At 60.4% G+C, this 22,506-nt stretch carries 11 protein-coding genes; 7 read left to right on the forward strand and 4 right to left on the reverse strand.

Annotated features, from left to right (window positions below):
- Positions 1-1,035, reverse strand: a complete 1,035-nt coding sequence (gene waaF, locus Q8X48_RS03990) for a lipopolysaccharide heptosyltransferase II (RefSeq protein WP_015093185.1) — start codon at positions 1,033-1,035, stop codon at positions 1-3.
- Between the two features lie 307 nt (positions 1,036-1,342).
- Positions 1,343-4,282, reverse strand: coding sequence for a bifunctional [glutamate--ammonia ligase]-adenylyl-L-tyrosine phosphorylase/[glutamate--ammonia-ligase] adenylyltransferase (gene glnE / locus Q8X48_RS03995; RefSeq protein ID WP_407799747.1), 2,940 nt, complete (start codon positions 4,280-4,282; stop codon positions 1,343-1,345).
- 383 nt (positions 4,283-4,665) lie between these two features.
- Between glnE and aceE the strand changes: the two genes are divergently transcribed.
- From aceE to msrA, 5 genes are all read left to right on the forward strand, one after another.
- On the forward strand, positions 4,666-7,311 hold the full coding sequence (aceE, locus tag Q8X48_RS04000) for a pyruvate dehydrogenase (acetyl-transferring), homodimeric type (protein WP_126048858.1): 2,646 nt from the start codon (positions 4,666-4,668) through the stop codon (positions 7,309-7,311).
- A gap of 11 nt (positions 7,312-7,322) precedes the next feature.
- A complete protein-coding gene (gene aceF, locus Q8X48_RS04005; RefSeq protein WP_407799748.1) occupies positions 7,323-9,278 on the forward strand; it encodes a dihydrolipoyllysine-residue acetyltransferase in 1,956 nt (651 codons plus the stop codon).
- Between the two features lie 270 nt (positions 9,279-9,548).
- Entirely contained in the window at positions 9,549-10,943 is a 1,395-nt protein-coding gene (locus tag Q8X48_RS04010; RefSeq protein ID WP_407799749.1) for an alkaline phosphatase D family protein, read from the forward strand.
- A 229-nt stretch (positions 10,944-11,172) separates the two neighbouring features.
- The gene (locus Q8X48_RS04015) at positions 11,173-13,866 is read left to right on the forward strand and encodes a putative bifunctional diguanylate cyclase/phosphodiesterase (protein WP_407799750.1); all 2,694 of its coding nucleotides are present in this window, start codon (positions 11,173-11,175) and stop codon (positions 13,864-13,866) included.
- 183 nt (positions 13,867-14,049) lie between these two features.
- A complete protein-coding gene (msrA, locus tag Q8X48_RS04020) occupies positions 14,050-14,703 on the forward strand; it encodes a peptide-methionine (S)-S-oxide reductase MsrA (RefSeq protein WP_407799751.1) in 654 nt (217 codons plus the stop codon).
- A gap of 120 nt (positions 14,704-14,823) precedes the next feature.
- On the opposite strand, the gene Q8X48_RS04025 is transcribed toward msrA, so the two are convergent.
- Entirely contained in the window at positions 14,824-15,663 is an 840-nt protein-coding gene (locus tag Q8X48_RS04025; protein WP_217836998.1) for a 23S rRNA (adenine(2030)-N(6))-methyltransferase RlmJ, read from the reverse strand.
- Positions 15,664-15,870: 207 nt separating this feature from the next.
- Here Q8X48_RS04025 and Q8X48_RS04030 point away from each other — a divergent pair, with 207 nt between their 5' ends.
- Positions 15,871-16,365, forward strand: a complete 495-nt coding sequence (locus tag Q8X48_RS04030; RefSeq protein WP_015093177.1) for a DUF2165 family protein — start codon at positions 15,871-15,873, stop codon at positions 16,363-16,365.
- Between the two features lie 80 nt (positions 16,366-16,445).
- Here the strand turns inward: Q8X48_RS04030 and putP are convergent, their stop codons facing one another.
- On the reverse strand, positions 16,446-17,930 hold the full coding sequence (gene putP, locus Q8X48_RS04035) for a sodium/proline symporter PutP (RefSeq protein WP_126048845.1): 1,485 nt from the start codon (positions 17,928-17,930) through the stop codon (positions 16,446-16,448).
- Between the two features lie 461 nt (positions 17,931-18,391).
- Between putP and putA the strand changes: the two genes are divergently transcribed.
- Positions 18,392-22,342, forward strand: a complete 3,951-nt coding sequence (gene putA, locus Q8X48_RS04040) for a trifunctional transcriptional regulator/proline dehydrogenase/L-glutamate gamma-semialdehyde dehydrogenase (protein ID WP_407799752.1) — start codon at positions 18,392-18,394, stop codon at positions 22,340-22,342.
- Positions 22,343-22,506: the final 164 nt, after the last annotated feature.

A 22,506-nucleotide genomic window follows, 5' to 3' on the forward strand; every position in this document is an offset into this window, starting at 1 on the left:
CTATTTGACCTCGACCACAGTGCCTTGCAACCGCTGCAAGGCTTCGTTCACCGCTTGCGGCATGAGCTGGCGCAGGCAGTTGTAATGGCCGAAACGGCAGGTGCGATCGAAGCACGGGCTGCACTCGATGCCCAGGCGTACGATTTCCACGTGCTCGGCCAACGGTGGCGTGAAACCCGGTGACGTCGAGCCGTAGACCGCGACCAGCGGGCGGTTCAGCGCGGCGGCGACGTGCATCAGGCCGGAGTCGTTGGACACCACCGAGTCGGCACAGGACAGCAGGTCGATGGCTTCGGCCAGCGAGGTGCCGCCGCTGAGGTTGACCGATTCTTCGCGCAGGCCGGGAATCAGCCGCGCGCGGATCTCTTCGCCCACGGCGTGGTCGTTTTTCGAACCGAACAGCCAGACTTGCCAGCCTTCACGGATCTTCGTTTCGGCGACCTTGGCGTAATGCTCGGACGGCCAGCGCTTGGACTCGCCGAACTCGGCGCCGGGGCACAGGGCCAACACAGGACGGTCGAGGGTCAGGCCGAACCTGGCCAGTGCCGCCTCGCGGGTGACCGGGTCGATCTGCAGCGTCGGACGCGGATAGGGTTTTGGCAACTCGACGCCCGGCTCGTAGGCCAGGGCCATGAAGCGCTCGATCATCAGCGGATAACGATCTTTGTCCAGCGTGCGCACGTCATTGAGCAGGCCATAGCGGAATTCGCCACGCCAGCCGGTGCGTTTCGGGATGCCGGCAAAGAACGGCACCAGCGCCGACTTCAGGGAATTGGGCAACAGGATCGCCTGGTCGTACTGGCCGGCCAGGGATTTGCCGATGCGCCGGCGCGTCGCCAACTCCAGCACGCCATGACCGAGCGGAAAGCTCAAGGCCTGGCGAACTTCGGGCATGCGCTCAAGAATCGGCCGGCTCCACTCGGGGGCCAGCACGTCGATTTCGCACTGCGGGTGGCGTTGCTTGAGACACTGGAAAAGTGTCTGCGCCATCACCATGTCACCGACCCAACTGGGCCCAACGATCAGAATTTTCATGTGGTTTCCATAAACGAACCGGGGAGGCCTACGCCTCCCCGCCTCGAGAATTTCTGCGGGAGCATGCTGGCTTGCGATGGGTCATCACCTTCAACATTGCTGTCGACTGTCACTCCGCTATCGCGAGCAGGCTCGCTCCCACATTGGGTATTGGTGTACTTCGATCGGCATGACACTGCAGATCTACTGTGGGAGCGGGCTTGCCCGCGATGAGGGCGTCACATCCGAACATCAATGGTGACTGTGCCTCCGCTATCGCGAGCAAGCTCGCTACCACAGGGGTATCGGGCGTATCAAAAATCCCGTTTCAGTTTAACCCCAGCTCACGCCAGATCCGCATGACCTGCTGCCGTTCGTCCGTGAACTGGTCGGCCGGTATCACCCCCGGGTTCTTCTGCAGAGCCTGTCGGTGGGCGGCGGAACGGTACGCTTTATACGCTTCACGCAACAGGCTGGCATCTTCGACGGGCATCAGCCCTTCGTGCTCCAGCTCTTCCAGAATGCGGATGTTATCGGTCCAGCGCAGCAATGGCGGGTGTGTTTCGGACCACGCCAGGGCCGCGTATTGCACCATAAATTCAATATCGACGATACCTCCGGCGTCCTGCTTGATATCGAACGGCGCCGTGGCTTCGAAGGCATTTGCCCCGGTACCGGCCGCCGTGCTCTTGCTGCCAAGATTATCGCGCATCTTGGCCCGCATCTCGCTGACCTCCTGGCGCAAGGTCGGCAAATCACGCGTCTTGCCCAATATCGCGGCACGGACTTTCTCGAAGGCCTGACCGACATCCTGACTGCCCACCAGCACCCGCGCCCGCACCAGCGCCTGATGCTCCCAGGTCCAGGCTTCGTTCTCCTGATAACGGGCAAACGCCCCCAAAGAACTCACCAGCAATCCCGACGCACCGGACGGCCGCAGACGCATGTCCACTTCATACAACTGCCCGGAGTTGGTCTGCGCCGTCAGCAGGTGAATGATCCGCTGCCCCAGCCGGGTGAAAAATTGCGCGCCGTCGATGGGTTTGGGCCCATCGGTTTCAGCTTGCGGATCACCGTCGTGGATGAACACCAGGTCCAGGTCCGAACCATGCCCGAGTTCCAGGCCGCCGACTTTCCCATAACCGACAATGATGAAGCCGGGATCGCACAAGGTGCCATCGGTGCGTAGCGGCGTGCCGTACTTGGCCACGGTCTGGCGCCAGGCCAGTGCGAGCACCTGTTCAAGAATCGCTTCGGCGAGCCAGGTCAGGTAGTCGCTGACTTTCATCAGCGGCAGGCTGCCGGCGATTTCCGATGCGGCCACCCGCAAGCGGTGCGCCAGCTTGAAGTGACGCAGCGCTTCCATTTGCTGCTCGAGGTCGTCCTCGGGAATCCGCGTCAGGCGCTCGCGCAACTCGGCTGCCAGTTCTGGTGCCAGTGGCGGCTTGAACAATCGGCCTTCGTTGAGCAATTCGTCGAGCAGCAGCGGGAAACGGGTGATTTGCTCGGCGATCCACGGGCTCGCGGCGCACAGCGTCAGCAAACGCCGCAAGGCGCCAGGGTTCTCGGTCAGCAGCACCAGGTACGCGGAGCGACGGGCCACGGCTTCAACCAGCGGCAACACGCGTTCCAGCACCAGATCCGGATTGGCATGTTCCACGGACTGCGCCAGCAAACGCGGAATAAACGCATCGAGACGTTCGCGTCCCAGACGCTGCATCGCCCGCAATTGCGGACTGCTGCGCAAGCCGGCCAAGGCGTTCAAGGCCTTGGGCGCATCCTTGAAACCACCCTCTTCCAGTTGGCGGCAAGCGGCCTCATCGTCCTGAGCCTCTTCCCACAGCGGCAACCACTCACCGCCGACCACCACTTCGCTTTCGGCACCCTGCTCTTCGTCGGGATCGGCGATCACCTGCCCGAAGTGCCAGGCTACGCGGCCACGCCAATACATCAGTTGTTCGTGGAACGCCGTCCAGTTGGCGAAACCCAGCATAAAGGCAATGCGCGCCTGATCCTGCTCGCCACTGGGCAACATTTGCGTCTGGCGGTCAGCGATCGCCTGAATCGCGTGTTCGGTGTAACGCAGGAATTCGTAGCCTTCGCGCAGCTCGCTGATCACAGCCGGCGGCAGATAACCCTGACCTTCCAGCGTGCTCAGCACCTTTAGTAGCGGGCGCTGCTGCAAGCTCAGATCGCGGCCGCCGTGGATCAGCTGGAACGCCTGGGCGATGAACTCGACTTCGCGAATACCGCCGGAACCGAGCTTGATGTTGTCGGCCATGCCCTTGCGCCGCACTTCCTGCTGGATCAACTGCTTCATGGTGCGCAGCGCCTCGATGGCCGAGAAGTCCAGGTAACGCCGGTAAACGAACGGCCGCAGCATGTCCTGCAGTTGCGCGCCAGCCACCTGGTCGCCGGCCACCACCCGCGACTTGATCATCGCGTAGCGTTCCCAGTCGCGACCCTGATCCTGGTAATACTGCTCCAGCGCATTGAAGCTCAGCACCAGCGCGCCCGCCGAACCGTAGGGGCGCAAGCGCATGTCGACGCGGAACACAAAGCCGTCGACGGTCATCGGGTCCAGGGCCTTGATCAGCCGCTGGCCCAGACGAATGAAGAATTCCTGGTTATCCAGCGCGCGCTTCACGCCGACGGTTTCGCCGCCCTCGGGATAGGCAAAAATCAGGTCGATGTCCGACGACAGGTTCAACTCCACGGCACCGAGCTTGCCCATGCCGAGGATGACCATCTGCTGCGGCTCGCCGCTGCGCCGCCCGGTTGGCACGCCGAATTGCTGGCAATGCCGCACGTACAACCATTGATAGGCCTGATCGATGCTGGCATCGGCCATGTCCGAGAGGTCGCGGCAGGTCTGGATCAAATCGGCCTGGCGGGTCAGGTCGCGCCAGATGATCCTAACCTGATGGCGCGCGCGTTGACGGCGCAGGGCACGGCCAAGCAGATCGTCGGTCTCGGCCGTGCTCACGGCGGCCGCGATCTGCGCGCACAATTCACCGGGCGCGTAGCTGCGGTCCAGTTCACCGGACTGCACCAGTTGCAGCAACATCAAAGGGTCACGTACAGACTGTTCAATCACGAAATCGCTGGCGGCAGTGACGCGGGCAAATTGTGCCCAGCGCTCTGGCGACCAGGCAGACAGCCCGTGATCATCGTCCAGAGTGGCGACGGCAGCCCGGAACGACTGCTCGGCGCGGGTGACAAACGGCAGGAGAATGGCCGGCAGTTCGGCAAGCGAAGGGAGGCTCATGGTCTATCCTTGATCGGCGTACAACGGACTGCATGTAGTGGTTTGCGAAAACCCACTACCTGAAGGAGTGTCGAACAAAAGTTAGAAATAGCTGAAATTTCTTTTATTTTGGCAGCCAGCATCAAGCTTTTACCTTTTGTAGTTGGAAAAAGACCAACCTTAACGATTATTCTCACAACGCAGCCGGGGGCCACAAGCCGCTCATCTGTAGTTTTACTACTCGTATATACATTAGACGGGCTGAAATGCCGGATGATTTGTAGTAAAACTACACGCCGCCGGAACAACCTGTCGGCAATCCAAGAATTCATAACGTCTGCCCACAAGGCCAGTCGCTAACTCAGGCAACCGATTCTGGTAGCCTTTCCGCCCTGGAGCAAGCCATGCAAGACCTCGATCCCGTCGAAACCCAGGAATGGCTGGACGCCCTGGAATCGGTTCTCGACAAAGAAGGCGAAGACCGTGCTCACTATCTGATGACCCGCATGGGTGAACTGGCGACCCGCAGCGGTTCGCAGTTGCCTTACGCAATCACCACGCCTTACCGCAACACGATCCCCGTTACCCACGAAGCACGCATGCCTGGCGACCTGTTCATGGAACGCCGCATTCGCTCGCTGGTACGCTGGAACGCGATGGCCATGGTGATGCGTACGAACCTGAAAGATTCTGACCTCGGCGGTCACATCTCCAGCTTCGCTTCCAGTGCGACCCTTTATGACATCGGCTTCAACTACTTCTTCCAGGCCCCGACCGACGAACACGGCGGCGACCTGATCTACTTCCAGGGCCACACCTCGCCAGGCGTTTACGCCCGCGCATTCATGGAAGGCCGCATCACCGAAGACCAGATGAACAACTTCCGCCAGGAAGTCGACGGTCAGGGCCTGTCGTCCTACCCGCACCCTTGGCTGATGCCTGACTTCTGGCAGTTCCCGACCGTATCCATGGGTCTGGGCCCGATCCAGGCGATCTACCAGGCACGCTTCATGAAGTACCTGGAACACCGCGGCTTCATCCAGCCAGGCAAACAGAAGGTCTGGTGCTTCCTGGGCGACGGCGAGTGCGACGAACCGGAATCCCTGGGCGCGATCTCCCTGGCCGGCCGCGAGAAGCTGGACAACCTGATCTTCGTCATCAACTGCAACCTGCAGCGCCTCGACGGCCCGGTTCGCGGCAACGGCAAGATCATCCAGGAACTCGAAGGCGTGTTCCGCGGTGCTCAGTGGAACGTGACCAAAGTCATCTGGGGCCGTTTCTGGGACCCACTGCTGGCCAAGGACGTCGACGGCATCCTGCAACGCCGCATGGACGAAGTCATCGACGGCGAGTACCAGAACTACAAAGCCAAAGACGGCGCGTTCGTGCGCGAACACTTCTTCAACACGCCGGAACTCAAGGCGATGGTTGAAGACCTGTCCGACGACGAGATCTGGAAACTCAACCGTGGCGGCCACGACCCGTACAAGGTCTACGCGGCGTACCACGAAGCGGTCAACCACAAAGAACAACCGACCGTCATCCTGGCCAAGACCATCAAGGGTTATGGCACCGGTGCCGGCGAAGCGAAGAACACCGCGCACAACACCAAGAAAGTCGACGTCGAAAGCCTGAAGTTGTTCCGCGATCGTTTCGACATCCCGGTCAAGGACGACGAGCTGGAAAACCTGCCGTTCTTCAAACCGGAAGAAGGCAGCGCCGAAGCCCGTTACCTGAGCGAGCGCCGTACCGCACTGGGTGGTTTCGTACCTCAGCGCCGCGCCAAGAGCTTCAACATCCCGACTCCACCACTGGACACCCTCAAGGCGATCCTCGACGGCTCGGGCGACCGTGAAATCTCCACCACCATGGCCTTCGTGCGAATCCTCGCGCAACTGGTCAAGGACAAGGAAATCGGCCCGCGCATCGTGCCGATCATCCCGGACGAAGCCCGTACCTTCGGTATGGAAGGCATGTTCCGTCAGTTGGGCATCTACTCCTCCGTCGGCCAGCTCTACGAGCCAGTCGATAAAGACCAGGTGATGTTCTACAAGGAAGACCAGAAGGGCCAGATCCTCGAAGAAGGCATCAACGAAGCGGGCGCCATGAGCTCCTTCATCGCTGCCGGTACTTCGTACTCCAGCCACAACCAGCCGATGCTGCCGTTCTACATCTTCTACTCGATGTTCGGTTTCCAGCGTATCGGCGACCTGGCCTGGGCCGCTGGCGACAGCCGCACCCGCGGCTTCCTGATCGGCGGCACCGCCGGCCGTACCACCCTGAACGGTGAAGGCCTGCAACACGAAGACGGTCACAGCCACCTGCTGGCTGCCACCATCCCGAACTGCCGCACCTACGATCCAACCTACGGCTACGAGCTGGCGGTGATCATTCAGGACGGCATGAAGAAGATGACCGAAGAGCAACAGGACGTCTTCTACTACATCACCGTGATGAACGAGTCGTACCAGCAGCCAGCCATGCCGGCCGGTGCCGAAGAAGGCATCAAGAAAGGCATGTACCTGCTCGAGGAAGACAACCGCGAAGCGGCGCACCACGTTCAGCTGATGGGCTCCGGCACCATCCTGCGTGAAGTCCGTGAAGCCGCGAAGATCCTGCGTGAAGAGTTCAACGTCGGCGCCGACGTGTGGAGCGTTACCAGCTTCAACGAACTGCGTCGCGACGGCCTGGCCGTTGAGCGCAGCAACCGTCTGCACCCTGGCCAGAAGCCTAAGCTGAGCTACGTCGAAGAGTGCCTGAACGGCCGTAAGGGTCCGGTCATCGCCTCTACCGACTACATGAAACTGTTCGCCGAGCAGATCCGTCAGTGGGTACCGTCCAAGGAATTCAAAGTCCTGGGCACCGACGGTTTCGGCCGCAGCGACAGCCGCAAGAAACTGCGTCATTTCTTCGAAGTCGACCGTCATTTCGTGGTGTTGGCAGCCCTGGAAGCACTGGCTGACCGTGGTGACATCGAACCTAAGGTTGTGGCCGAGGCCATCGCCAAGTTCGGTATCAACCCGGAAAAACGCAACCCACTGGACTGCTGAGGAGAGATTCTGTGAGCGAACTCATTCGCGTACCTGACATCGGCAGCGGTGAAGGTGAAGTAATTGAACTGTTTGTGAAGGTCGGCGACCGTATCGAAGCCGACCAGAGCATCCTGACACTTGAGTCGGACAAGGCGAGCATGGAAGTGCCCGCGCCGAAGGCCGGTATCATCAAGAGCCTGAAAGTGAAGCTGGGCGATCGCCTGAAAGAAGGCGACGAACTGCTGGAACTGGAAGTCGAAGGTGCCGCTGCTGCGGCTCCTGCGGCTGCCGCTGCGCCAGCCGCCAAGGCTGAAGCCAAGCCGGCTGCTGCCCCTGCAGCTGCCGCCCCTGCTGCTGCGCCGGCTGCCGCCAGCGTTCAGCAAGTGCACGTGCCGGACATCGGTTCGTCGGGCAAGGCCCAGATCATCGAGATCCAGGTCAAGGTCGGCGACACCGTCGCGGCTGATCAGTCGCTGATCACCCTGGAGTCCGACAAGGCGAGCATGGAAATCCCGTCGCCTGCCGCTGGCGTGGTCAAGGCCATCAGCGTCAAGCTCAACGACGAAGTCGGCACCGGCGACCTGATCCTGGATCTGGAAGTGGCAGGTGCTGCGGCACCGGCTGCCGCCCCGGCCCAGGCTGCTGCACCAGCTGCTGCCGCGGCGCCTGCACCTGCAGCAGCTCCGGCTGCACCGGTTGCCGACAGCGTCCAGGACATCCACGTTCCGGACATCGGTTCGTCGGGCAAGGCCAAGATCATCGAAGTCCTGGTCAAGGCCGGCGACACCGTTGTGGCCGACCAGTCGCTGATCACCCTGGAATCCGACAAGGCCAGCATGGAAATTCCATCGCCAGCCGCTGGCGTGGTGGAAAGCGTTTCCATCAAGCTCGATGACGAAGTCGGTACCGGCGACCTGATCCTCAAGCTGAAAGTCAAAGGCGCTGCCCCGGCTGCTGCGACCGCACCTGCCGCTGCTGCTCCGAGCGCACCTGCTCCTGCCGCTGCTGCTCCTGCCGCGGCCGCACCTGTTGCTGCCCCGGCCGCTGCTCCAGCCAAGCCCGGCGCAAAAGTTCACGCCGGCCCTGCCGTGCGTCAACTGGCCCGCGAGTTCGGCGTCGAGCTGAGCGCCGTCGGCGCCAGCGGTCCGCACGGTCGCATCCTGAAAGAAGACGTGCAGGTTTACGTCAAGGCCATGATGCAGAAGGCCAAGGAAGCACCGGCCGCTGCTGCTGGCGCAACCGGTGGCGCTGGCATCCCGCCGATTCCGGTCGTGGACTTCAGCCGCTTCGGTGAAATCGAAGAAGTGCCGATGACCCGCCTGATGCAGGTCGGTGCTGCCAACCTGCACCGCAGCTGGCTGAATGTGCCGCACGTGACGCAATTCGATTCGGCGGATATCACCGAACTCGAAGCGTTCCGTGTTGCCCAGAAAGCCGTTGCAGAGAAGGCTGGCGTCAAGCTGACCGTCCTGCCGTTGCTGCTCAAGTCCTGTGCGCACCTGCTCAAGGAACTGCCGGACTTCAACAGTTCGCTGGCGCCAAGCGGCAAAGCGATCATCCGCAAGAAGTACGTGAACATCGGCTTCGCCGTCGACACCCCGGATGGCCTGCTGGTACCGGTCATCAAGAACGTCGACCAGAAGAGCCTGCTGCAACTGGCTGCCGAAGCCGCTTCCCTGGCTGAAAAAGCCCGGACCAAGAAGCTTTCGTCGGACGAGATGCAAGGCGCCTGCTTCACCATTTCCAGTCTCGGCCACATTGGCGGCACCGGCTTCACGCCGATCGTCAACGCGCCGGAAGTGGCAATCCTCGGTGTTTCCAAGGCCACCATCCAGCCAGTCTGGGACGGCAAAGCCTTCCAGCCGAAACTGATGCTGCCACTGTCGCTGTCCTACGATCACCGTGTGATCAACGGCGCCGCTGCTGCACGCTTCACCAAGCGTCTGAGCGACCTGCTGGGCGACATCCGCACCATGCTCCTGTAATACCGACCGGCCCTCCTTCACCGGAGGGCCGATCGCGTTCCACGTTTCCGAGCGCCACGCTCGTACCTCAACCCCGCCAATTTGGCGGGGCTTTTTTTTGCCTGAAGTTCTTGTTTGAACACCTTCCTACATTTGTGGCTGATATCGCCCACAACTTGAATCCATTTCTGCCAAGTATTTATTCAGGCTAAATAATTAGTCTTTGCTGAACACCCAATTACATCCGAAACAACCAACTTCCTGATTAACTGGCAGCGAATGGACTCAAGTATGCTAAAACCAACTGTCGGCCCGATTATTGGCCATACAACAACTAATCACGCGCGTATTTTTGTACGCGGCCAAGCGCAAAACAGCGCACCCGTATTTGCCGGAGTTCGTTACCGGCAGTCCGGACATGAACAATGGCTTAATAGTGTCTTTGCAAGGCTGACATACCTGCAGGACATGTCCGATGTCATTGTTCTCAATAACCTGGCCGCCGATACCGAGTACGAATACCAGGCCGGCTGGTTCAGCACCCAGAGTACCGAACACACCGCAGATTCGCTGCAGGAACTGCCGCTGAAATGGCCACCAGAGCTCTATCGCTTGCGCACCCGGTCTGGCGCCGCCGGTACGCCACAAGCCTATTTCGTCGGCTCATGTCGTTACCTGCGGATGACAGCTGGCATCCCGTCGGCACCACAACAGGGTGACCGGATATTTGCCTCGATGGCACAACTGGCAGAGCAAGCCGACCCACCGGTCAGCGCAGTACTGATGACTGGCGACCAGATCTATGCCGATGACTTGAATTTTTTTGCGCCTGACCGCGAATATCAGCAAATACTCGCAAAATACCATGCGGCTTTCTCCCAGCCGCATATTTCCAGGTTAATGGCCAACGTATCGACTTACATGATCCTCGACGATCATGAAATTAAAGACAACTGGCCGGACAAGAAAAGTTCGACCGACGAGGTCTTATACAAAAACGCCATCACTGCATATGAGTTATATCAAGCTAGCCACAGCCCGGCATTTGAATTACTTGACGATGGCCGGATCAGCCGGATCCCGAATCACTACTGGTATCAGTTCGCCGATGGCGATATCGAATGGTTCGTCACCGATAGTCGCACCCGGCGCAACTTGTCCGCCGATGATCGACGCATGCTTGATCTCGAACAGGAACATGCCTTGTGCCAATGGCTGATCAACAGCCCGGCCCGGGTCAAGCTGGTGGTTACCAGTGTGATGTTCTTTCCCGACGCCAAACACGATGGGAATGACGCCTGGGCCGGTTTTCCCGGGCAACGATTGCGGTTGCTGGAGTTCATTCGTTCACACCGGCTGAAGAATGTCATTTTCGTTTCCGGTGACATCCACGCCTCTTTGACCAGTCGACTGACCCACAGCGAAGACCCGGACTTCGAAGTGCACACCATCGTGTCGTCGCCATTGTGCAACACCAAACTGCTGCCCTATGCCAGTCAATCCAGCTTTATCCTCGACCGGCCGCTGGCACGGAACACTGCAGGCGAATATCGGCAGGAATTGACCGGCAAGGTCATCAGCCAGGATAACTTCGCGCACCTGATCATCGATGCAGAGCGCATTCAGGTGAATTACCACGATCGGGATGGCAAGTTGCTGCAATCGACAGACATCAATTTGCGCTGATGGCAAAAAATTGCAGCCTTCGAGACGCCCCCTCAAGGCTGCGACCTGATCAAAAGCCGTACTTTTTTGGGAAACTGCAGAAATCTTCGAGCCTGCCGACATATTCTTATAGCACTTAGCCTTCATCTCTCTTGTCAGTCGGTGTCGCAATGATGCAACCTTGCCGCAGGCAACAGTAAAGAGGGCGTGAGCCCAGCGCGTTCAGCATATTCGAAGCGAGTTTCCCTCCATGAAAAGCCAACCCGATGCCGCCAGCCGTATGGTGGCCGAGGTAGTGACGCAGTTGCCTGTGCCCTCGCGGCTCGGCATGCTGCGTTTCGAACGGCTTAATGAACCCAGCTGGGCGCTCCTGTTTCTCGACCCCAATTGCGAACGCCAGTTCGGCCTGCCGGCTGTGGAGCTGTGTGCACTGGTGGGCTCGCCCTACGCCAGCCTGATGGAGCCGGAAGCGCGCTATCAACTTCATGATGCGGTCCAGCACCAGCTGACTCAAAGCACGCATTACCTGATCCGCTACACCCTGCACACGGCCTCCGGCTCCCTGAATCTGCTGGAACTGGGCGAAGCCTACAAACAACACAATCGCCACCTGTTGCGCGGCTACTTGCTGGTCATTGACGGCCTGTACGAGGATGACCCGCTGCAACCGGCCCTGGATCTGGAAACCCGGAACTCGCGCCTGCAAATCGCCCTGGAGCTCAATCAGCGCGCCCAGCAGGAGCAGCTGCTGCATCTGGACCGGGTGCGCGCCCAGCAGGACCTGATCCTGCTGCTTACCCGGCAGCGCTACAGCAGCAACAACTCCTTGCGCGAAGCCGCCGAGCTGATCACCCGCAGTGCCTGCGACATTTACCAAATCGACTGCGCCAGCCTGTGGAGCCTCGAAGGTTCGATGCTGGTGCCGATCTCGGCTTATCACCGCACGAATCAGGAATACCTGCTGCCGCAGCCGATCGACGTCAGCGTGTTCCCCGATTACCTCGACGCCCTGCACACCGGTCGCGCCATCGACGCCCATAACGCCATGCACGACCCGCGCACCCGGGAGATGGCCGAAAGCCTGCGCCCGCGCGACGTCAACGCAATGCTCGACGCCAGCATCCGTGTCGATGGCCAGGTGGTTGGCGTTTTGTGCCTGGAGCAAATCGGTGCCACCCGTGCCTGGCAGTCGGATGAAATCGCCTTCGCCGGCGAACTGGCCGACCAGTTCGCCCAGGTCATCAGCAACCACAACCGGCGAACCGCTACCAGCGCCCTGCACCTGTTCCAGCGTGCGGTCGAGCAGAGTGCCAACGCCTTTCTGCTGGTCAACTGCGACGGCGTGGTGGAGTACGTCAATCCGAGCTTCACCGCAATCACCCAGTACTCCACCGAAGAAGTGCACGGTCAGCGCCTGTCGGAACTTCCAGCCCTGGAAAACCTCAGCGAACTGCTGTTCGACGCGCCTTCGGCACTGGCCAAGAGCAACAGTTGGCAGGGCGAATTCAAGAGCCGCCGGAAAAACCTCGAACCCTACTGGGGCCAGTTGTCGATCTCCAAGGTTTATGGCGACAACCGCGAGCTGACCCACTACATCGGCATCTACGAAGACATCACCCAGACCAAGCTCGCTCAGCAGCGTATCGAGCGTCTTGCCTACACCGACAACCTGACCAACCTCGGCAACCGCCCGGCGTTCATCCGCAACCTCGATGAACGCTTCGCCCGCGACAGCGACGCGCCGATCAGCCTGTTGCTGGTGGACATCGACAACTTCAAGCGGATCAACGACAGCCTTGGCCACCAGACTGGCGACAAATTGCTGATCAGCCTGGCCCGACGCCTGCGCAACAGCTTGATCCCGAGCGGCAGCCTGGCGCGATTCGCCAGTAACGAATTCGCCGTGTTGCTGGACAACAGCGACCTCACGATGGGTCAGCAGGTGGCCAATCAGTTGCTGGCGACCCTCGACAAACCGATGTTCGTCGACAACCAGTTGATCAGCGTCACGGGCTCCGTGGGCCTGGCCTGCGCGCCGCTGCACGGGCGCGACCCGCAAACCCTGATGCGCAACGCAGGGCTGGCGCTGCACAAGGCCAAGGCCAACGGCAAACATCAGGTGCAAGTGTTCACCGAAGCGCTGAACGCCGAGGCCAGCTACAAGCTGTTCGTCGAAAACAACCTGCGCCGCGCCCTGACACAGAACGAACTCGACGTGTTCTACCAGCCCAAGCTGTGCCTGCGCAGCGGGCGCTTGCTGGGCATGGAAGCATTGCTGCGCTGGGATCATCCGGAAAAGGGCATGATCCGCCCGGATCAGTTCATCAGCGTCGCCGAAGAAACCGGACTGATCATTCCGATCGGCAAATGGATCGCCCGCCAGGCCTGCCGCATGAGCAAAGCGCTGACCGCCGCCGGCCTGGGCAACCTGCAAGTGGCGATCAACCTGTCGCCCAAGCAATTCTCCGATCCGGATCTGGTGGCCTCCATCGCCACCATCCTCAAGGAAGAAGCCCTGCCCGCGCATTTGCTGGAGCTTGAGTTAACGGAGGGCCTGCTGCTGGAGGCCACCGAAGACACCCACTTGCAGCTCGATCAGCTCAAGCGCCTGGGCCTGACCCTGGCCATGGACGACTTCGGCACCGGTTACTCGTCGCTCAGTTACTTGAAAAAATTCCCCATCGACATCATCAAGATCGATCGAAGCTTCATCCACGAAATTCCGGACAACCAGGACGACATGGAAATCACCTCCGCGGTGATCGCCATGGCCCACAACCTGAAAATCAAGGTCGTGGCTGAAGGCATCGAAACCGCCGAGCAGTTGTCGTTCCTGCGCCGTCACCGCTGCGACGTCGGCCAGGGCTACCTGTTCGACCGTCCGATCCCGGGCAATGAGCTGATCGAAAAGCTCAAACGCTACCCGCGTGGCCCAATCGCCTGACAGACACAAAACCTGTGGGAGCGGGCTTGCTCGCGATAGCGGTGGATCAGTCGACATTGATGCTGAAAGTTATGCCCTCATCGCGAGCAAGCTCGCTCCCACAAGGGTAGTGCGTATCTGGCCGGCATTGGGCACACTGACGGTCTGTTTATTTACAACCCAACCTGACTGAGAGGACTGATCATGGTTCTGCGCTCGGAAATTCTGGTGAACAAAAACGTGCTCCCTACTAAAGAACAAGCTCTGCCTGGCCGCGAAACCGCGATGACCCTGCCTGAAAAGCACTTTGTGTTTAAAGACACCCCCTTGCTCGGCCCGTTCTTCGAAGAAGATGTAGACTTCGCGATCTTTGGCCTGGGCTGTTTCTGGGGTGCGGAACGCCGCTTCTGGCAGCGTGAAGGCGTGGTCAGCACCGTGGTGGGTTACGCCGGCGGCTTCACGCCAAACCCGACCTACGAAGAAGTGTGCTCGGGCCTGACCGGCCACGCCGAAGTGGTGCTGGTGGTGTATGACAAGTCCAAGGTCAGCTACCAGGAGCTGCTGGCGATGTTCTGGGAACTGCACAACCCGACTCAGGGCATGCGTCAGGGCAATGACATCGGCACCCAGTACCGCTCGGTGATCTACGCCACCTCGCCTGAACAACTGGAAGCCGCGCTCAAGAGCAAAGAAGCGTACCAGGCTGAGCTGTCCAAGGCCGGCCTCGGTGAAATCAGCACCGAAATCGACCAGGCCCCGACCGTCTACTTTGCAGAGACGTATCACCAGCAGTACCTGGCCAAGAATCCGGAAGGCTACTGCGGGATCGGCGGTACAGGCGTGACCTGCCCGATCTGATTACTGTAGGAGCGAGCTCGCTCGCGAAAAACCAAAGGGCGCCGCTGGGCACCTGGTTTTACGCGCTAACGTTCACGAACATCGTCGGAACGCCGCCCGGAGCTAGTTCGCTCCTACAGATCAACTCTCGGCAATCAACCAATCCATCCGCCACCCACCCTGAGTCTGTCCCAACTTCTCGGACAACCAAGGCAGCAGCTCACGCAACTCCTCCTCCAGCCCCCACGGCGGATTGGCAATCGCCAGCCCGGAACCGTTCAGGCTGTTCGGCGTATCCAGCGGATGCACCAGCAACTCCACCCGCAACAGCTTCGGCGCACCAGTACCCGCCAGGTCCTGGTAGAAACGACGCAGCGCACGCTGATCCTTCACCGGATACCAGATCGCCGCCACGGTCTGGCGCATCCGGCCAATCGCTTCCTTGAGCGACGCGGCACAACGCTGCATCTCGTCGAGCTTCTCGAACGGCGGATCGATCAACATCACCGCACGCTTCTCCGGCACCGGCAGCAAGGCCCGCGACACATGCCAGCCTTCGCCCAGGTGCACCTTGACCCGACGATCGCCGGCCATGTTGTCCTTGAGCAGCACGCCGTCTTCCGGGTGCTTCTCGTTGAGCAACACACGGTCCTGCGGGCGAGTCAAACGTCGCGCCAGCTCCGGCGACCCCGGGTAATAGCGCAACTGGCCATCCGGGTTCATCTCGTGCAGCACCTGCATGTAATCAGCGGTCAGGATCGGCAGATCCGGCTGACCCCACAAACGCGCAATGCCTTCCAGGTACTCACCGGTACGGCTGGCCTGGTCACCCTGAAGGTCATACAGACCGATGCCGGCGTGGGTGTCGAGATAGGCAAACGGCTGCTCCTTGCGCGACATCAGGGCGATGAGGCGGGTCAAGGTCAGGTGTTTGAACACATCGGCGTGATTGCCGGCATGGAAGGCGTGACGATAATTCATGGTTGCTCCTGCGAAGGCCGGGAAGTTTACCTTTTACCGGCCGGCAAGTCAGGGGTTGGCGACTGAGCGGACACTTCAAGCATTCATAGCGGCAACAAGCACACACCATCACTCGACAAATTCAGAAGCGCCTCACAACAGGAAGACTCCCGAACCGGCAAACCGGTGTGATAGCGTTCTTTGTCGAAAAGAGCAAAGGACGCACAAATGACCATTCGCTACGCAAAGATTGCAATGACCCTGGCGCTCGCAGCATTCGCCTTCATGACCGTGTTCAACAACATCACCGACTACGCTTCCAACTTCAACTTCGTCCGGCATGTGCTGAGCATGGATACCACCTTCCCTGACAACGCCGCCCGGTATCGCGCAATTGATCTTCCTTGGGTGTGGCATGGGGCTTACTGGCTGATCATCCTTGGCGAAGCCATTACCTGCGGACTTCTTGGCTACGGCGCACTGCAACTCTGGCGCTCACGGTCAGCCGGTGGGCATGAGTTCAGACAGGCCAGGAAGTGGGCCGTAGCGGGTTTGACGACCGGGTTTTTCGTGTGGTTTTTCGGCTTCATGGTTGTTGGAGGTGAGTGGTTTCTGATGTGGCAATCCGATATTTGGAATGGTCAGGACGCAGCCTTCAGGTTCTACATGGCAATACTGGGCGTGCTGATCTTTCTGAATCAGCCCGATACCGATCTTGACTGATCCCCAATAAAAAACGGCCCGCAACCAAAAGCTGCGAGCCGTTTTTTATCAGCGATGGGAAGCGTTCACCCCATCACTCATCACTTGTTCAGACGATAATCACGCTCTGCAGCCGCAAAACGCTGGAACATGCCGGCAGTCGGCGTGCCCATCTTGCTGACGAAGTAGATCGCCAGGCTGGCGAAGATGAAGCCCGGGATGATTTCGTACAGGCCCAGCAGTTCGAAGTGTTTCCAGACGATCACGGTGATCGCGCCGACCAGGATGCCGGCCAGTGCGCCGTTGCGGGTCATGTCTTTCCAGATCACGGAGATCAGCACGACCGGACCGAATGCGGCACCGAAGCCGGCCCAGGCGTAGCTGACCAGACCCAGTACACGGTTTTCCGGGTTGGACGCCAGGGCGATCGCCACCAGGGCAACCAACAACACCATGGCACGGCCGACCCAGACCAGTTCCAGCTGCGAAGCGGATTTACGCAGGAAGGTCTTGTAGAAGTCTTCGGTCAGGGCGCTCGAGCACACCAGCAACTGGCAGCTCAGGGTGCTCATCACCGCAGCCAGAATGGCCGACAGCAGGATACCCGCGATCCATGGGTTGAACAGGATCTTGGCCAGCTCGATGAACACACGTTCGTGGTTCTCGGTGACTGCGCCAGCCACGTCCGGGTGCGCCGAGAAATAGGCGATACCGAAGAAGCCCACAGCCACGGTGCCGCCCAGGCACAGGATCATCCAGGTCATGGAGATGCGACGGGCGTTGGCAATCGATTTCACCGAATCAGCCGCCATGAAACGCGCGAGGATGTGCGGCTGACCGAAGTAGCCCAGACCCCAGCCCATCAGCGAGATGATGCCGATGAAAGTGGTGCCCTTGAGCATGTCGAAGTTGCTTGGATCTTGCGCTTCGATGGCCAGGAAGGTGGTGTCGACACCACCGGTTGCCAGCAGCACGATGATTGGCGTCAGGATCAACGCGAAGATCATCAGGGTGGCTTGTACGGTATCGGTCCAGCTTACGGCCAGGAATCCGCCGATAAAGGTGTAGGCAATCGTCGCCGCAGCACCGGCCCACAGCGCCGTCTCGTAGGACATGCCGAAGGTGCTTTCGAACAGACGGGCACCGGCCACGATGCCGGAAGCGCAGTAGATGGTGAAGAACACCAGGATCACAACCGCGGAGATGATCCGCAGCAGGCCGCTTTTGTCTTCGAAACGGCTGGCGAAGTAGTCCGGCAGGGTCAGTGCATCACCGTTGTGCTCGGTTTGCACGCGCAGACGGCCGGCGACGAACAGCCAGTTCAGGTAGGCGCCGACGATCAGGCCGATGGCGATCCAGCTTTCGGAAAGACCGGACATGTAGATCGCGCCGGGCAAGCCCATCAACAACCAGCCGCTCATGTCGGAGGCACCGGCGGACAGTGCAGTCACGACGCTGCCCAGGCTGCGACCGCCCAGAATGTAGTCGGAAAGGTTGTTGGTGGAGCGATAGGCCATCAAGCCGATCAGCACCATTGCTGCGATGTAGATCACGAACGTGATCAGGGTTGGATTGCTTACGCTCATTAAGTTACGCCCTGGCTTTGTTTTTATGTAGCGGCGGCTGGTGAACCGCTCGCAAACGCATACGTTTGACAGACGATCCGGATTCCCGCGCATTTATGACTGATGTTTCCCCAGGAAAGCCATCAGCCGGAGCACCCGGTTTCTGTTCGGGTTGCACCTTGGGCGCGAATGCTATTCAACAAAGTAAATATGGTGCAACCTGTTTCTTGAGAATAAGTTGCACCCTTTTCAATTTGCGACAAATCCTACGGTTTTTGCTCCCTTTTAGCGCAGTCCAGCCGCTTTGCTAGAAGAAAAAGCACCAAGCAAGCGCGGTACAGACGTACCAGAATTTATTTCCTGACGAGTCGCGTAATATTCCGACAAAAAAAGGGTTGCACCCGGTTGCACCTCAACAGTTGCACGGCTAATCTTGGCGCCAGCTGATGCCACGCAGTCGTGGCAAACATGAGGATAAAAACATGGCTACCACCACCCTTGGGGTCAAACTTGACGACCCGACCCGCGAACGCCTCAAGGCCGCCGCGACCTCGATTGATCGCACGCCGCACTGGTTGATCAAGCAGGCAATCTTCAATTACCTGGAAAAACTCGAGGGTGGTGCAACCCTGACCGAGCTGAGCGGTTTGACCAAGGATTCCGACGACAGCGTCGACGCGCCTCTGGATCACGCCCACCAGTGCTTCCTCGAATTCGCCGAAAGCATCCTGCCGCAGTCGGTTCTGCGCGCCTCGATCACCGCCGCCTACCGCCGCCCTGAGCCGGAAGTCGTGCCGATGCTGATCGAGCAGGCTCGCCTGCCGGCCCCGATGGCCGAAGCCACCAACAAACTCGCCGCCTCGATTGCTGAAAAACTGCGCAATCAGAAGAGCGCTGGCGGCCGTGCCGGCATCGTCCAGGGCCTGCTGCAGGAGTTCTCCCTGTCATCTCAGGAAGGCGTGGCGCTGATGTGCCTGGCCGAAGCGCTGCTGCGCATCCCGGACAAAGGCACCCGTGACGCCCTGATCCGCGACAAGATCAGCACCGGTAACTGGCACCCGCACCTGGGCAACAGCCCTTCGCTGTTCGTCAACGCCGCCACCTGGGGCTTGCTGCTGACCGGCAAGCTTGTATCCACGCACAACGAAGCCGGCCTGACTTCGTCCCTGAGCCGCATCATCGGCAAGAGCGGCGAACCGATGATCCGCAAGGGCGTCGACATGGCCATGCGCCTGATGGGCGAGCAGTTCGTGACCGGCGAAACCATCGCCGAAGCCCTGGCCAACGCCAGCAAGTTCGAAGCCAAGGGCTTCCGTTATTCCTACGACATGCTGGGTGAAGCTGCACTCACTGAGCACGACGCACAGAAGTACCTGGCCTCGTACGAACAAGCCATCCACTCGATCGGCAAAGCGTCCCACGGTCGCGGGATTTATGAAGGCCCGGGCATTTCCATCAAGCTGTCGGCCCTGCACCCTCGCTACAGCCGCGCCCAGTACGAGCGCGTGATGGATGAGCTGTACCCGCGCCTGCTGTCGCTGACCCTGCTGGCCAAGCAGTACGACATCGGCCTGAACATCGACGCCGAAGAAGCCGACCGCCTCGAGCTGTCGCTGGATCTGCTCGAGCGCCTGTGCTTCGAGCCACAACTGACCGGCTGGAACGGCATCGGTTTCGTGATCCAGGCTTATCAGAAGCGTTGCCCGTACGTGATCGACTACGTGATCGACCTGGCTCGTCGCAGCCGTCATCGCCTGATGATCCGCCTGGTGAAAGGCGCGTACTGGGACAGCGAAATCAAGCGCGCCCAGGTCGAAGGCCTGGAAGGCTACCCGGTCTATACCCGCAAGGTGTACACCGACGTGTCCTACATCGCTTGCGCGCGCAAGCTGCTGTCGGTGCCGGAAGTCATCTACCCGCAGTTCGCCACGCACAACGCCCACACCCTGTCGGCCATTTATCACATCGCCGGTCAGAACTATTACCCGGGCCAGTACGAGTTCCAGTGCCTGCACGGCATGGGTGAACCGCTGTACGAACAGGTTGTAGGCAAAGTCTCCGAAGGCAAGCTGAACCGTCCGTGCCGCGTGTACGCGCCGGTCGGCACCCACGAAACCCTGCTGGCTTACCTGGTGCGTCGCCTGCTGGAAAACGGCGCGAACACCTCGTTCGTCAACCGTATTGCCGACCAGTCGATTTCGATCCAGGAACTGGTAGCCGATCCGGTAGCCAGCATCGAACAGATGGCAACCGTGGAAGGTGGTTTCGGCCTGCCGCACCCGCGCATTCCACTGCCGCGTGACCTGTATGGCGCCGAACGCGCCAACTCCAGCGGCATCGACATGGCCAACGAACATCGTTTGGCGTCCCTGTCCTGCGCGCTTCTTGCTACCGCGCACAACCACTGGAAAGCCGCACCGATACTCGGCTGCGCGTCCAGCAACGAAGCCCCGGCTCCCGTGCTGAACCCGTCCGATCTGCGTGACGTGGTCGGCCATGTGCAGGAAGCCACCGTCGAAGACGTCGACAACGCGATCCAGTGCGCCCTCAACGCTGCACCGATCTGGCAGGCCACCCCGCCCGCCGAACGCGCCGCGATCCTGGAACGTGCCGCCGACCTGATGGAAGCCGAGATCCAGCCGCTGATGGGCCTGCTGGCCCGCGAAGCCGGCAAGACCTTCGCCAACGCCATCGCTGAAGTCCGCGAGGCCGTGGACTTCCTGCGTTATTACGCGGTGCAGGCACGCAACGATTTCACCAACGACGCTCACCGCCCGCTGGGTCCAGTGGTGTGCATCAGCCCGTGGAACTTCCCGCTGGCAATCTTCAGTGGTCAAGTGGCTGCTGCCCTCGCCGCCGGCAACCCGGTATTGGCCAAGCCTGCGGAACAGACTCCGCTGGTCGCCGCTCAAGCCGTGCGCCTGCTGCTCGAAGCCGGCATTCCCGAGGGTGTGCTGCAACTGCTGCCGGGTCGCGGTGAAACCGTGGGTGCCGGTCTGGTCGGCGACGATCGCGTCAAAGGCGTGATGTTCACCGGTTCCACCGAAGTCGCACGCTTGCTGCAACGCAACATCGCTGGCCGCCTGGACAGCCAGGGCCGTCCGATCCCGCTGATCGCCGAAACCGGTGGCCAGAACGCGATGATCGTCGACTCTTCGGCACTGACCGAACAAGTGGTGATCGACGTGGTTTCGTCGGCCTTCGACAGCGCCGGCCAGCGTTGCTCGGCCCTGCGCGTCCTGTGCCTGCAGGAGGATTCCGCCGACCGCGTCATCGAAATGCTCAAGGGCGCGATGGCTGAAAGCCGTCTCGGCAACCCTGAGCGTCTGTCCGTGGACATCGGCCCGGTCATCGACGCCGAAGCCAAGGCCGGCATCGAGAAGCACATCCAGGCCATGCGCGACAAAGGTCGCAGCGTGTACCAGGTGGCCATCGCCGATGCTGAAGAAGTCAAACGCGGCACCTTCGTGATGCCGACCCTGATCGAACTGGAAAGCTTCGACGAGTTGCAGCGGGAGATTTTCGGTCCGGTGCTGCACGTGGTTCGCTACAAGCGCAAGGACATCGATCAACTGATCGGTCAGATCAACGCTTCCGGCTACGGCCTGACCCTGGGCGTGCACACCCGCATCGACGAGACCATCGCCAAGGTGATCGACAACGTCAATGCCGGTAACGTCTACGTCAACCGCAACATCGTCGGTGCCGTGGTCGGCGTGCAGCCGTTCGGCGGCGAAGGCCTGTCGGGTACCGGCCCGAAAGCCGGTGGCCCGCTGTACCTGTACCGCCTGCTGTCGACCCGCCCTGCGGATGCGATCGAACAATCCTTCGCTCGTGGCGATGCCGCCGCAGCACCGGACGTTCGACTGCGCGACGCCATGAGCAAGCCGCTGACCGCCCTGAAAGCCTGGGCCGACAGCCACAAGTTCGCCGACCTGAGCACCCTGTGCGTGCAGTTCGCCGCGCAATCGCAAAGCGGCATCACCCGCGTTCTGGCCGGCCCGACCGGCGAGCGCAACAGCTACGCGATCCTGCCACGGGAACACGTGCTGTGCCTGGCGGAAGTCGAAGGCGACCTGCTGACTCAACTGGCGGCGGTACTGGCTGTCGGCGGTTCGGCGGTCTGGCCGGAAGGTGAACTGACCAAGGCACTGTTCGCACGTCTGCCGAAGGATATTCAGGCGCGCATCAAGCTGGTTTCCGACTGGAACAAGGACGAAGTGGTGTTTGACGCGGTTGTGCATCACGGCCATTCCGACCAGTTGCGTGCGGTTTGCCAGCAGGTTGCCAAGCGTGCTGGTGCGATTGTTGGGGTTCAGGGCCTGTCGCAGGGCGAGACCAACATTGCGCTGGAGCGCCTGGTGATTGAGCGTGCATTGAGCGTCAACACCGCTGCGGCGGGTGGTAATGCCAGTTTGATGACGATTGGCTAAACCCGACAATCCGGGCACCTGCAACAGGTGCCCGGTTCAGCAACAATCCCTGTGGGAGCGAGCTTGCTCGCGATAGCGGTCTGTCAGTCACCTTTAATATTGACTGATCTGCCGCCATCGCGAGCAAGCTCGATCCCACAGTGGTTTGTGGCGCTTGCTAAGTT

The organism is Pseudomonas sp. QLc11A (genome assembly GCF_052112305.1).
Taxonomy (GTDB): Bacteria; Pseudomonadota; Gammaproteobacteria; order Pseudomonadales; family Pseudomonadaceae; genus Aquipseudomonas; species Aquipseudomonas laurylsulfatiphila.

Bases quoted from the DNA above. Each gene is read 5' to 3' on its own strand.
- waaF (WP_015093185.1), bottom strand. From the start codon at position 1,035: ATGAAAATTCTGATCGTTGGGCCCAGTTGGGTCGGTGACATGGTGATG.
- glnE (WP_407799747.1), bottom strand. From the start codon at position 4,282: ATGAGCCTCCCTTCGCTTGCCGAACTGCCGGCCATTCTCCTGCCGTTT.
- aceE (WP_126048858.1), top strand. From the start codon at position 4,666: ATGCAAGACCTCGATCCCGTCGAAACCCAGGAATGGCTGGACGCCCTG.
- Q8X48_RS04010 (WP_407799749.1), top strand. From the start codon at position 9,549: ATGCTAAAACCAACTGTCGGCCCGATTATTGGCCATACAACAACTAAT.
- Q8X48_RS04015 (WP_407799750.1), top strand. From the start codon at position 11,173: ATGAAAAGCCAACCCGATGCCGCCAGCCGTATGGTGGCCGAGGTAGTG.
- msrA (WP_407799751.1), top strand. From the start codon at position 14,050: ATGGTTCTGCGCTCGGAAATTCTGGTGAACAAAAACGTGCTCCCTACT.
- Q8X48_RS04025 (WP_217836998.1), bottom strand. From the start codon at position 15,663: ATGAATTATCGTCACGCCTTCCATGCCGGCAATCACGCCGATGTGTTC.
- Q8X48_RS04030 (WP_015093177.1), top strand. From the start codon at position 15,871: ATGACCATTCGCTACGCAAAGATTGCAATGACCCTGGCGCTCGCAGCA.
- putP (WP_126048845.1), bottom strand. From the start codon at position 17,930: ATGAGCGTAAGCAATCCAACCCTGATCACGTTCGTGATCTACATCGCA.
- putA (WP_407799752.1), top strand. From the start codon at position 18,392: ATGGCTACCACCACCCTTGGGGTCAAACTTGACGACCCGACCCGCGAA.